Below are 13,271 nucleotides of genomic sequence, written 5' to 3'. Positions count from 1 at the left end.
GCCGGGGTAATGGTTCAGCGTCACAAGCGCATAACCCCAGCACTCGGTCGAATTTCGCCAACCGGCCTTGAGGTAGCTGTCGGGCATCTGCTGGCCGGAACCGTTCGTCCAGGCGGGCATCTTGTCGCCAACGGCGCCCAACGGGCGGTGGATGCCAAGGTTGCGAAACGGGCTGGGCTGGCGCACCAGCGTCTTGAAGCCCCAGTTGTGATGCGGCAGGCGCGTATATTCAGGCGCACAGCGGGTGAACTGCACCGGCACCGGCACATCGTCAAACTCCAGCACGCCCGCACAGCCAAAAAACCGCCAGGTCATCGAGATCATCTCGGGGTTGCCGCAGGCGGCGAACAGGTCTTCCAGATGGCCCTGCCCGGTGTGGATGTTGATGTATTCATCGACATCGAAGACACAATAGCAATCGGCCCCGGTCACCAGCGGGTGCTGTTCCGCCAGCTTGAGCGCGATCCGCTGCGGACGCTCCCCTGCCGCAATATCTGCGGGGTTGTCCACGCGCGTCACCAGCCCTGTGCGGGAAAGGCAGTCGAGGATCTGGTCGGTGCCGTCGTCGCAGTCGTTGGTGTAAACCAGAAAATGCGTGAAGCCGATCGACAGGTGATAGGCCACCCAGTCGAGGATATAGGGGCCTTCGTTCTTCATCGTGGTCACGCCCACCACGCGGCGCAGCGGGATCACCGGGGCCTTGGGCTGCGGCCGGTGCGCGGGATTTTCCGCGCTGCGGGTTTTGCGCACCGAAACGGGAACGGCTTTGCCCGAAATCGCATCACGGAAGGCGCGGGCGTGAGGGTGGTCGCGGTTCGGGTTCGGGTGGTCGCGCAGCGGCGCGTCCAGCGGGTCGATCTTGTGGCGGATCAGCAATTGACCCAGCAGGCCCTCGGGGTGCGGAATACCCTGATGGCTTTCGGCCAGATACTTGCGCATCCGGCGACCATAAAGATGCACGGAAAAGGTCGCCTCGGTCAGGTATTTCTTTGGGTTCACGTCGGGTTTGACCATCTTGCGACGGTCGCGGAACGAAAACGGGTAAAGCGCCTCGCGCGGCAGGGCGTGGCGTGCTTCGCCGGTTTCATGCAGGAAATGCGTGATCGCATGCGGCCCCCAGACGCCCCAGGGCTGTTCGCCCGCATGAACGGGGCGGCCCGCATCGCGGGCGGCTTCCAGTTCGCGGATATAGTCGGTCTTGTACCAGTGTGGGATGGCAAATTCGTCGCGCGTAAACTCCAGCAGCGCGGCCAGCGTGGCGCTGTCGCGCGGCAGGCCCAGAACGCCGCCATTGATATGGCTGTCGCTTTCCCAGCCATAAAAATGCCCGCTGTCGGTCTGAAACGGCCGGACGCAATAGGCGTCGGTGTCGGCCCAGATCATGTTCTCGCACCCCGCCAGCAACCGATAGCGGAACAGGTCAGAATGCAGCGCGGGCGAGCCGGTGCGCTCATGCGTCAGAAAGCCGGTTTCTGGCAGGATTTCGGAGGCATCGCGATGCTCCACCCCGTCAGGAACGCCGCCGATCGGCTCATAGCTGTAAAGCACGGTGTGATGGCCCGCATCAACAAAGGACTTGATGCAAAGCTGTTCCAGAAAGGACAACGAGCCGCGCATCCAGAGCAGTCCGATCGAGGGGGATTTTGCCATCTGGCATCCTGAAGGCTTTGGGGCGGGCCCGTCAGCGCGCCGGGGTGTCTGCCCAAGTCCATACCGCCTTCACGTCCCGCAGGGCAAGTGCGGGCTGCAGGCGGGTCATGTTTCCGGCGGGCTGTTGCGGGCGTCCAGCGCGGCTTGGAGGGCGCGGCGTTCCTTGCGCAGCTTGAAATGTGGCCGCGTTTCCAGCAGCGTATCGGCCAGCCGCAGACCGGCGTCAAGGTGACCGCGCTGGCGCGCATGGGCCAGCAGATTGACGAGCCAAGGAACCGAGTTTCGGCGCTGCCGGTAAAGCCGGTAAAACCCTGATGGTTCCAGCCCCCCGGTCAGCGCGGGCAGGGCGACATCCTTCAACAGTCCCATCCGGCGCAGCGCCGGGGGCAGCTTGTGCCCGGCATGGGGCAGCCGTAGCAGGGTTACATTTGGCCCATCCAGACGGGCCGCATGGGCCGCATCGGCCTGTTCCATCGGGTCGAACAGCACATAGGCCCGCCCCGCCGCGCGCATCCCCTCGGCGGCATCGGCGTAGCGGCCCGTCCAGTCGTGGTGACGGCGGGCATAGCGAAAGCGATGCTCGAACGGCGTCAGCCGTGGGGCAAGCGTGCTTTGCGGGGCCATCGCCAGAACCGTGCAGCCGGGGGCCGCCGCGGCAAAGGTCAGCGCGCCAAAGCCGCCCATCGACGCGCCATACATCGACACGGCCTGATAGCGCCGGAAAAACCCCTCGTCGCGCAGCCGGTCGAAGAAATCCCACAGGTCGGGGTGACGGAACCAGTCGGCGCGGCGGGCCATGATGCCCAGCACATCCCAGCCCTGACGGGCCAGAAACTCATGTCCCCAGGGCATTCGCGCCCCCTCGGCCTTGGGCGACACGAGATTGTCGAAGCTGACCACCAGACGCTGGCCCGCGCACGGCAGCAGGGCGGCCACATGGTTCGTCATCTCATGACAGAAACCGCCGCTGGCGTTGGCTGCGGCGCGCACGGGGGCGAAAGGGTCAGGCTCGGGGGGCACGGGGCGGGTTCCGGTTGGGCTGCGCCGGGCGTTGCAAGGCTGACGGGCGCGGTGATGCGGGCCACCATAAGGGCAGTCTGCCGTGCTGTGAAGCGGGCAGGCGCCCGCGCAGAACACGCCCCATGCCAAAGCGCGATGCGCGAATAGCATCTTGCGCCGCCCGATTTTCCGGTCACCATCGTCGCCGGGGTGGAGACAAGGACCGACGCGACAGGCGCCTTGGCGCATCACGGCGGCTTGGCCTTGCCCCGGAACCTGATCCGAACGGAGGCTGATCTTGGACAGCTACGATTACATCATCGTGGGCGCGGGCAGCGCGGGCTGTGTGTTGGCCAACCGGCTTTCCGCCGACCCCAAGGCGCGGGTGCTGCTGCTGGAGGCCGGGGGGAAGGACAATTACCACTGGGTGCATATTCCGGTGGGATACCTTTACTGCATCGGCAACCCCCGCACCGACTGGTGCATGAAAACCGAGGCCGAGGCGGGCCTGAACGGGCGCGCGCTGAATTATCCGCGTGGGCGGGTGCTGGGCGGCTGTTCCTCGATCAACGGCATGATCTACATGCGGGGTCAGGCGCAGGATTACGACCATTGGCGCCAGCTTGGCTGCACCGGCTGGGGCTGGGACGATGTGCTACCGCTGTTTCGCGCGCAGGAGGATTTTCACCGTGGTGCCAGCGACCTGCACGGCGCGGGCGGCGAATGGCGGGTGGAACGGGCGCGGGTGCGCTGGCAGGTTCTGGATGCTTTCCTTGAGGCGGCAGCGCAGGCGGGCATCCCCCGCACCGAGGATTTCAACCGTGGCGACAACGCGGGTGCGGGCTATTTCGATGTCACCCAACGGTCGGGTGTGCGGCTGAATACGGCCAAGGCGTTTTTGCGCCCGGTGCTGGGCCGCCCCAACCTGCGGGTGCTGACCGAGGCCCAGGCCGAGCGGCTGGTGATCGAGGCGGGCGTGGTGACGGGCGTCACCTTCCGTCACCGCGGCCAGTCGAAAACGGTGCTGGCCACGCGTGAGGTGGTTCTGGCGGCGGGCGCCATCGGCTCGCCCCACCTGCTGGAGTTGTCGGGGGTCGGCCGCCCCGATGTGCTGCGCGCCGCGGGGGTCGCACCCGTGGCTCACGCTGCGGGCGTGGGCGAGAACCTGCAAGACCATCTGCAACTGCGGCTGATTTACAAGGTTCAGGGCGTGCCCACACTGAACGAACGCGCCGCCACCCTGGCCGGCAAGGCCGCCATCGCGCTGGAATATGCGCTGCACCGGTCCGGCCCGATGGCGATGTCGCCCAGTCAAGCGGGCATCTTTGCCCGCTCGGGGCCAGACAAGGCCACCGCCGATCTGGAGTTTCACATCCAGCCTGTCAGCCTAGACAAGTTCGGTGAGGCCCCTCATGCCTTTCCCGCGATGACGGCCAGCGTGTGCAATCTGCGCCCCGAAAGCCGCGGCTCGGTGCACCTGACCGGCGCCGATGCGCGCGCACAGCCCGCGATCCGGCCCAATTACCTGTCAACCGAGGGCGACCGCGAGGTGGCGGTGCGCGCCATCCGCCTGACGCGCCAGATCGCGGCGCAGCCTGCCTTTGCCCGGTTCAACGCCGAAGAATACCGCCCCGGCCCCGCCTTCCAAAGTCGCGACGATCTGGTGAAGGCCGCGGGTGACATCGGCACCACGATCTTTCACCCTGTCGGCACCTGTCGGATGGGCGCCGATTCGGGCGCGGTGGTGGACCCGCGGCTGCGGCTGCGCGCGCTGGGGCGGCTGCGCATCGCCGATGCCTCGGTCATGCCCACGATCACCTCGGGCAATACCGCAGCGCCGGTGATGATGATCGCGGAAAAGGCTGCGCAGATGATGCGGGAGGATGCGCGGTGATGCCCTTTGCCTTCTCGACCGCCAGGACCGTCGTGTTCCGCCCTGGCGCTGCGGCCGATCTGGCGGTGCTTGACCCTGACCTGACGCTGGGTCTGCCGCCCACGATCACTGCCGCAACCGGGGTTGATGCGATGGTCCATGCGATCGAGGCCTATGCCTCGATCAACCCAAATGCCAACCGCGCTGTCGCGGATGCTGGCCCGGCAGGCGCTGCGGTTGTTGGGCGCGCATATCGAAACCGCGGTGCGCGACGGCGCCAATGCCGAGGCACGCGGTGCGATGCTGCCGGGCGCGATGCTGGCGGGGCAGGCTTTTGCCAATGCGCCGGTGGCGGCCGTTCATGCGCTGGCCTATCCGCTGGGCGGCCTGTTTCACATTCCGCACGGGCTGTCGAATGCGCTGGTGCTGCCGCATGTGCTGCGCTTCAACGCCCCAGTCGCCGCCCCGGTCTATGCCGAGATTGCCACGGACGCCTTCCCCGATCTGGCCGGGATCGGCACTCAGGCCCGCTGCGCCGCCTTCATCGACGCGCTGGCGCATCTGGTGCAGCGCCTTGGCCTGCCGCCTCGGTTGCGTGATGTGGGCATCCCGCAGGCTGACCTGCCGCAGATGGCCGCCGACGCGATGAAACAGACGCGCCTGCTGGTCAACAACCCGCGCCCGGTGACCGAGGCCGACGCGCTGGGGATCTATCGCGCCGCGTGGTAGCGGGCCGAACCGCTTTGACATCGCCCCGCTTGCCGCGCCACACTGTGGCGGTTGATCCCGCGATTTGAGGCGTCCTTGGCTTTCCGCTTTGTCCACACTGCCGATATTCATCTGGATTCGCCGCTGCGCTCGCTGGCGCTGCGCGACCGGGCGCTGGGCGATCTGATCGGTACCGCCACGCGCACCGCCTTTGTGCGGATTGTCGATCTGTGCCTTGACGAGGCGGTGGATGCGCTGCTGATCGCGGGCGATCTGTATGACGGCGATCAGACCTCAATGAAAACAGCGCGGTTTCTTGCGCAGCAATTGGGGCGCCTTGATGCGGCGGGCGTCGCGGTGTTCATGATCCGCGGCAACCATGACGCGCTGTCGCGGATCACGCGCGAACTGGTGTTGCCGGCTTCGGTCACGGTGTTCGGGGCGCGGGCCGGGGTGCGGATCATTGAAAAGGGCGGGCGGCCCGTGGCAATCCACGGTATCAGCTTTGGCCGACCGCAGGCCCCCGACAGCCTGCTGGAGCGGTTTCTCCCGCCGGTTCCCGGCGCGGTCAATATCGGGATGCTGCACACCAGTCTGGCCGGGGCGCCGGGGCATGACCCCTATGCGCCCTGCGCGCTGACCGATCTTCAGGCGACGGGGTTTGACTATTGGGCGCTGGGCCATGTGCATCAGCGCGCCGTCTATCCGGGCCGCGCGCTGGTGGTGATGCCCGGCATGCCGCAGGGCCGCGATATTGGCGAGGCGGGGGAAAAATCGGTCACGCTGGTGACAGTGGCCGATGACGGCACCCTGCGCGAGGAGTGCCGCACAACCGCCGTGGCCCAGTTCGAGCGGGTCGAAGTAGCGGCCGCGGGTCTGATCGACTGGCGCGATCTGGTGGCGGCGCTGGGCGCGGCGCTGCGCGCTGCGCGGCGGGACCATGGCGCCGATCATCTGGTGCTGCGCCCGGTGCTGACCGGTGCCACGCCGCTGGCATGGCGGCTGTTGCGCGATCTTGACTTGTTGCAGGCCGAAGCGGTGGCGGTGGCCGAAGGTCTCGGCTCGGTCTGGATCGACAAGCTGGAAAACCATTGCCGCGCGGGTGAGGGTGCGGTGTCCGCCGGGCCGCTGGCCGATCTGGCGGCGCTGATCGACACCGGCGCGCTGGCCCATCCGGCGGTGACCGGCGCCGCGGCCGAGGTGACGACCGATCTGTTGCGCGCCCTGCCGCGCGATCTGCGCGCGCTGCTGGGTGACACGCCCGAGGCGACCGGGGCCGCCTGCGCCGCCCTGCTGCGCGAGGGCGCGGCCGAGGTTCTGGCCCGGCTTGCCGAGGGCGAGGGGGGGCAGGATGCGGATCGCCCGGCTTGACCTGACGCGCTATGGCAAATTCACCGACCGCAGCCTTGATTTTGGCGCGGCCCGACCCGGCCAACCCGATCTGCACATTCTTTATGGCCCTAATGAGGCGGGCAAATCGACCACGCTGTCGGGCTGGCTTGATCTGCTCTACGGTATCCCGGTGCAAAGCCGGTTCGGCTTTCTCCACCCCTATGCAACGATGCGGATCGGGGCGGCGCTGGAATTGCCCGGCGGGCAGCGGCTGGAACTGGCGCGCAGCAAGGGCCGCCACAATACGCTGACCGACGCCAGCGGCGCCGCGCTGCCCGAGGCGGTGGTGCAGGCCGCGCTGGGGGGCATCGACCGCGCGGGATACGAGGCGATGTTCTCGCTGGATGATGACACGCTGGAGGCGGGTGGCGAAGGTATCCTTGCCAGTCAGGGCGATCTGGGGCAGTTGCTGTTTTCCGCCAGCGCCGGGCTGGCCGATCTGGGCGCGCGGCTGGAGGCGCTGCGGCGCGGGGCCGAGGTGTTTCACCGGCCCGGTGCACGCAAGGGGCGGCTGGCCGATCTGAAGGCACAACTGGAGGCGATCGAGGCGCAGCGCCGGTCGATCGACACGCAGGCCGCAGACCACGCCCGCCTGACCGAGGCAGAGGCACAGGCAGAGGCCGAGTGGCGGGCGGTGCAGGCGGAACAGGCGGGTGCCGCCGCCCGTGCCGAGGCGTTGCGGCGCGATCTGGCGGTGCTGCCCGTGCTGGCCCGGATGCGGCAGGTCGAAGCCGACCTTCTGGCGCTGGGCCCTGTGCCGATGCCCCCCCCAGGCTGGGCCGAGGCGCTGCCTGATCTGGCGCACGACGAGGCCGCCACCGTTGCCCGGCTGGAGGAGACAGAGGCCGCCATTGTGGCGGTTGAGGCTGAATTGGCGGGGCTTTGCCCCGACCCCGCCGTGCTGGCGCTTGCGCCGCAGATCGCAGCGGTAGCGGCGCTGAAATCGGCGCATGACGAGGCGGCGAAGGATTTGCCCAACCGCCGTGCCGAGGCCGCCGAGGCCGTGCAGATCGTGGCGGGTCTGATGGCGCGGCTTGGTCGTTCGGGTGGGGCGCCGCGCGCGGTTTTGCTGGATGCCGCAACCACGGGGCGGCTGCGCGGGCTGATCGCGGCGCGGTCGGGGATCGAGGCGCGGGTGCGGGCGGCGCGCACCGAGGCTGCTGCGGCCGCCGACCGGCAGGCCGGGGCTGCGGCGCGATTGGCGGCTGCGGGCGGAGTGGTCGAGACAGGGCCGCTTGCCGAGCTTGTAGCGCGGCTGCGCGCGCGCGACCCCGATCAGGCGCTGCGTCAGGCCCGTCGCCAGTTGGCGCAAGCCGACGCTGCGCTTGCACCGCGGTTGGCGGCGCTTTTGCCGTGGCGCGGCAGTGCTGTGGACCTGGCCGTGATGGTGCCACCCGCGCCGCGCGTGCCCGATCAGATGGCCGCCGGGCAGGAGGCCGCCCGTCGCGCCCTGGCCGAGGCCGAGGCGCAGCAGGCCCGTGCCAGCGCCGATGCGGCGCGTCACGGGGCGGTTTTGGCCGCGCGCCAGACCGCGGGCCGGATAACCCCCGATGTGGCCGCCGCTGCGCGCGCGCTGCGCGAACGGGCCTGGGCGGCGCATCGGCAGGCGCTGACAGAGCCTACCGCAGAGGCCTTTGAGGCCGCGCTGCGCGCCGATGACCAGATCACCGCGCAGCAAGCAGCCGCAGGGGCTGAGGCACAGCTTGCGGCGCAGGCGCGCGAGGCGCAGGCGCTGGCGCGGCTGGATCAGGCCGCGGCCGAGGCGGCTGCAACTGAGGCACGGGCCGAACTTGCCCGGCTGGACGCCGAACTGGCCCGGATCGTGGGTAGTCTGTCGCCCGCGCTTGGCGCTGCCGTGCAAACTCCGGCCGATCTGCGCGACTGGCTGGCGCTGCGAAACGCGGCATTGGAAGCGCAGGCGGGTGTGGCCGCAGCGCAGGCCGACTGCGCCGCGGCGGAGCGGGACGCGACCGAGGCGCGCATCGCGCTGGCCGGGACGCTTGCGGCGGCGGGGGCGGTGCCTACCGCGAAAGCCGGGCTTGAGGCGTTGATGGCGCAGGCGCAGGCCTTGTGCGATGCCGGGGTGCGGCTGGCCGCGCTGCGCGAGGCCGCGGCCGAGGCCAGCCGTGCCGCCGCCCGCCGCGCCGAAGAACGCCAGCAGGCCGACGCCGCCGACAGCGTGTGGCAGGCCGACTGGGCCGCGGTCTGTGCCGGGTGCTGGCTGGGCGAGGGACCGCTGCCCGATGTGGCGGCGATGGAGGCGATCCTGACCACGCTTGAGGCGCTGGACCGGGCTGTCACCAGCGCCGAGGCACTGGCCGACCGGATCGCCAAGATGGAGGCTAATCAGGCGGCCTTTGCCACAGGCATGACCGATCTGTCCGGCGCGCTGGGCTTGCCAGAGACCGCGCCTTGGCCCGAGATTACCGCCCGTTTGCAGAGGGCCGAGGCGATTGAGGCTGCTCGCGCCAAGGCCGGGGCCGCGCTGAACGCCGCCCGTGGCAAGGCGCAGGCACTGCGCGCACAGGCGGGACGACTGGCGGCGCAGATCGAAGACATGGCCGGGTTTTTTGGCGTCACCGGGTTGGGCCCGCTGCGTGTCTGCCTTGAGGAGGCGCGCCGCAGGCAGGCGCTTGAGGCGGTGCGGGCTGCGGCGCAGGCCGAGATGACCGAAGCCTTCGGCGCTGATCTTCCCGCAGCGCTGGACCGGCTTCCCGCCGCTGACCGTGCCGCGCTGGAAGCCGATCTGGCCCGGATGACCGCCGAGGCCGCGCAGCACGCCCAGGCCGCGCAACAGGCTTTTGCAGCCCTGTCGGAGGCGCGGCGTCAGTTGGGGGCGGTCGGCGGAGACGATGCCGTGGCACGGCTGGAGGAGGCGCGCCAGACCGTGCTGCTGGAAACCGCCGAGGAGGCGCGCGCCCATCTGCGCCAGCGGTTTGGCATTCTGGCGCTGGACCATGCCTTGCGCGCCTATCGCGACGGTCATCGCAGCGCCATGCTGCGCCGCGCCTCTCAAGCCTTTGCCACGATCAGCCGGGGCGCTTATACCGGCCTTGCCGCCCAGCCCGACCGCGACCGCGAGGTGCTGGTGGCGCTGGCGCGCGATGGCACCTCGAAGCTGGCGGCCGATCTGTCCAAGGGCACGCGGTTTCAACTGTATCTGGCGCTGCGGGTGGCGGGCTATCACGAACTGGCGCAGACGCGCGCGCCGGTGCCGTTCATCGCCGATGATATCATGGAAACCTTTGACGATGACCGCTCTGCCGAGGCGTTCAGCCTGCTGGCGGGGATGGCCGAGGTGGGGCAGGTGATCTATCTCACCCATCATCGGCACCTGTGCGAGATCGCTCGCACCGTCTGCCCGGCCGCGCGGCTGTATCATTTGTAACCTTGCCGCCACCCTGAAAGGAGCCAGCCGATGTCATATCTTAGGGCAAGCCTGCCCCTGCTCGCCGCGCTGGCCTTTGCCGCCTCGCCGCTGACGACGAACGGGTTTCGGGGCTTTGCCCCGAACCAGTTTCCGATCCCGCAGATTGACCCGCCGGTGCAACCTGCGGGCTATGCCTTTGCGATCTGGGGCGCGATCTATCTGTGGTTGATCGCGGGCGCGGCCTATGGCCTGATCCGTCGGGCCGACGACCCGGACTGGCAGCCGATGCGCCCGGCGCTGACGCTGAGCATGGTGCTGGGCGCAGGCTGGATTCCGGTGGCGCAGATTTCGCCAGTCTGGGCCACGGCGATGATCTGGGCGATGCTGGCCAGCGCCGTCTGGGCGCTGCGCCGGGCCGGGCAAGCGGATCATTGGTGGCTGCGCGCGCCTGTCGCGCTTTATGCCGGATGGCTGACAGCGGCCTCGTGCGTGGCGGTCGGGCTGCTTCTGGCGGGCCATGGCGTGATGGGGGCGCAGGCGGCGGCGTTGACCGCGCTGGCGCTGGCGCTGGCGGTGGCGCTGGGGGTGCAAAGCCTGCGGCCCGATGCGCCGACCTATGCCATTGCGGTGATCTGGGCGCTGGCCGGGGTGGTGGTTGCCAATCTGGCGCCGTTGAACGGGCCGGTTGTGGGGGGGTGCGCGGTGGGGATGGCGGTTGTGCTGCTGCGCGCGGCGCGGGCGCGCCGCCCCCTTGCGCCGGCCCGCGCGACGTGATGCATCCCTTGCCCCGACCCTGTTTTGATACCGGAGCCTGACATGACCGCATCCAATGCTGCGCTGCGCCGCATCCCCGCCCTGATTGCCGCCGAAATCGGTGCGCGCCCCGATCAGGTCGGCGCCGCCATCGGCCTGCTGGACGGGGGCGCCACGGTTCCCTTCATTGCCCGCTATCGCAAGGAGGTGACGGGGGGCTTGGACGATACCCAGTTGCGCACTCTGGCCGAGCGGCTGGGCTATCTGCGTGACCTGGAGGCGCGGCGCGCGGTGATCCTGGGCTCGATCCGCGATCAGGGCAAGCTGACCGACGATCTGGAGGGCCGGGTCGGTAGTGCGGTGACCAAGGCCGAACTGGAAGACATATACCTGCCGTTCAAGCCCAAGCGCCGCACCCGCGCGATGATCGCCCGTGAAAACGGGCTGGCACCGCTTGCCGAGGCGATTTTGGCCGACCGCGCGGCGGTGCCCGCCGATCTGGCCGCAGCCTTTGTGACCGACGCGGTGCCCGATACCAAGGCCGCGCTGGAGGGTGCACGCGATATCCTGACCGAACAGCTTGCAGAAAACGCCGATCTGCTGGCGGCTTTGCGTGCGCTGATGCGCGAGGCGGGCATGGTCAGCAGCCGGGTGATCGAGGGGCAAGATCTGGCGGGGGCCAAGTTTGCGGATTATTTCGCCCATTCCGAACGCTGGGCAACGGTGGCGGGCCACCGCACCCTGGCCATGTTGCGCGGTCGCAACGAGGGCCATCTGTTGCTGGATCTGGAAGTGGAGCCCGGCGCCGCCCCCGGCACCAGCCGGGCCGAGGGGCTGGTGCGCGCAGCACTTGGCGTGCGGCCCGGCGCGGCGCCCGGCGACAAATGGCTGGGCGATGTGGCGGGCTGGGCGTGGCGGGTCAAGCTGCGCTCCTCGCTTGGTATCGACCTGATGGTGGAGCTGCGCGAACGCGCCGAGGCAGAGGCGATCACGGTCTTTGGCCGCAATCTCAAGAATCTGCTGCTGGCCGCGCCGGCGGGCAGCCGGGCCACGATGGGGTTGGACCCCGGCATCCGCACCGGGGTGAAGGTGGCTGTGGTGGATGCCACCGGCAAGTTGCTGGCCACAGAAACGGTCTATCCGTTCCAGCCGAAAAACGACATCCGCGGCGCGCAGGCCGCAATCGCCGGGCTGATCCGCCGCCACGGGGTCGAACTGATTGCCATCGGGAACGGCACCGCCAGCCGCGAGACCGAAAAGATGGTGACCGATCTGCTGGCGGCGCTGCCTGCGGGCGGCCCGCGCCCGACCAAGGTAATCGTGTCCGAGGCTGGCGCGTCGGTCTATTCGGCATCGGCGCTGGCGGCGCAGGAATTCCCCGATCTGGATGTCAGCCTGCGCGGGGCGGTGTCGATCGCGCGGCGCTTGCAAGACCCGCTGGCCGAACTGGTGAAGATCGAGCCGAAATCCATCGGCGTTGGCCAGTATCAGCACGATGTGGACCAGCACCGGCTGGGCCAGCGGCTGGATGCCGTGGTCGAGGATGCGGTGAACGCTGTGGGGGTCGAGTTGAACACCGCCTCGGCGCCGCTGCTGGCGCGTGTGGCGGGGATCGGGCCGGGGCTGGCCGAGGCAATCGTGGCGCACCGCGACGCCAACGGCGCCTTTGCCAAGCGCCGCGATCTGTTGCAGGTGGCCCGGCTTGGCCCCAAGGCTTTTGAACAATGCGCAGGCTTTTTGCGCATCCGGCACGGGGCCGAGCCGCTGGATGCCTCGGCGGTGCACCCCGAGGCCTATGATCTGGCCCGCCGTATCGTTGCCGCCTGCGGCCGCGACCTGCGCGGCCTGCAAGCCGAGCCTGCCCGCCTGCGAGCGCTGGACCCGGCTGATTTCGTCGATGACCGCTTTGGCCTGCCCACGGTGCGCGACATCCTGGCCGAGCTGGAAAAGCCCGGCCGCGACCCCCGCCCCGAATTCCGCACCGCGACCTTTGCCGACGGAGTGGAGGAGATTTCAGACCTGCGGCCGGGGATGCTGCTGGAAGGCACGGTGACCAACGTGGCTGCCTTCGGTGCCTTCGTCGATATCGGCGTGCATCAAGACGGTCTGGTGCATGTCAGCCAACTGGCCGACCGGTTCGTGAAAGACCCGCACGAGGTGGTGAAGGCGGGCGATGTGGTCAAGGTGCGGGTGCTGGAGGTGGACGCCCCGCGCAAGCGCATCAGCCTGACCATGCGCCGCGATGGCGGCGGCGAGCGCCCGGCAGGCGTCGCGTCGGCCCCGCCCGACAAGCCTGCGCCAAAGGCCGCGATGGCGGCTAGCCCAAAGCCGGCGCAGGCCGCGCCGGGCGCACTTGGCGCGGCGCTTCTGGACGCGATGAAGCGGCGCTAGGCTGATTCTGTGCCAGATTCGGGCCGTTCGCGGCCCGGACCCTTCACGCCGCGGCGCAGTTCCGACGCCCGCATCTTTGAACCGTCAGCAAAACAAGGGGTTTGATGCCTGTGGAAAACTTTTCTGCGGAAAAAT

Annotated in this window: 8 protein-coding genes; 6 read left to right on the top strand and 2 right to left on the bottom strand. The window is 69.1% G+C overall.

The features are described 5' to 3' along the window. Both C5F46_RS16755 and C5F46_RS14530 read right to left on the bottom strand, forming a co-directional pair. Window positions 1-1,650: glycosyltransferase family 2 protein (locus tag C5F46_RS16755; RefSeq protein ID WP_181317764.1), on the bottom strand; the 1,650-nt coding region annotated here is incomplete at its 3' end. A gap of 105 nt (window positions 1,651-1,755) precedes the next feature. Beyond that, window positions 1,756-2,598, bottom strand: a complete 843-nt coding sequence (locus tag C5F46_RS14530) for an alpha/beta hydrolase (protein ID WP_133618622.1) — start codon at window positions 2,596-2,598, stop codon at window positions 1,756-1,758. A 349-nt stretch (window positions 2,599-2,947) separates the two neighbouring features. On the opposite strand from C5F46_RS14530, the gene C5F46_RS14525 reads away from it, so the two are divergent. From C5F46_RS14525 to C5F46_RS14500, 6 genes are all read left to right on the top strand, one after another. Beyond that, window positions 2,948-4,543: a GMC family oxidoreductase gene (locus tag C5F46_RS14525; protein ID WP_107326052.1), complete on the top strand. Its 1,596-nt coding sequence runs from the start codon at window positions 2,948-2,950 to the stop codon at window positions 4,541-4,543. Between the two features lie 171 nt (window positions 4,544-4,714). After that, entirely contained in the window at window positions 4,715-5,251 is a 537-nt protein-coding gene (locus tag C5F46_RS14520) for a dehydroquinate synthase/iron-containing alcohol dehydrogenase family protein (protein ID WP_407947350.1), read from the top strand. Window positions 5,252-5,326: 75 nt separating this feature from the next. After that, the gene (locus tag C5F46_RS14515; RefSeq protein ID WP_107326054.1) at window positions 5,327-6,601 is read left to right on the top strand and encodes a DNA repair exonuclease; all 1,275 of its coding nucleotides are present in this window, start codon (window positions 5,327-5,329) and stop codon (window positions 6,599-6,601) included. Then, a complete protein-coding gene (locus C5F46_RS14510) occupies window positions 6,582-10,010 on the top strand; it encodes a YhaN family protein (protein ID WP_107326051.1) in 3,429 nt (1,142 codons plus the stop codon). The genes C5F46_RS14515 and C5F46_RS14510 overlap by 20 nt, the downstream gene beginning before the upstream one ends. Before the next feature lie 30 nt (window positions 10,011-10,040). Beyond that, window positions 10,041-10,766, top strand: a complete 726-nt coding sequence (locus C5F46_RS14505; RefSeq protein ID WP_107326050.1) for a TspO/MBR family protein — start codon at window positions 10,041-10,043, stop codon at window positions 10,764-10,766. Window positions 10,767-10,808: 42 nt separating this feature from the next. After that, window positions 10,809-13,136 carry a Tex family protein gene (locus C5F46_RS14500; RefSeq protein WP_107326049.1) on the top strand — a complete coding sequence of 776 codons (2,328 nt, stop codon included), beginning with the start codon at window positions 10,809-10,811 and terminating at the stop codon, window positions 13,134-13,136. The last annotated feature ends 135 nt before the right edge of the window (window positions 13,137-13,271 follow it).

The sequence above is a fragment of the Phaeovulum veldkampii DSM 11550 genome (assembly GCF_003034995.1).
Lineage (GTDB): Bacteria > Pseudomonadota > Alphaproteobacteria > Rhodobacterales > Rhodobacteraceae > Phaeovulum > Phaeovulum veldkampii.
The sequence above is the reverse complement of the archived record's forward strand: the minus strand, read 5'-3'. Positions and strand labels throughout refer to the sequence as shown.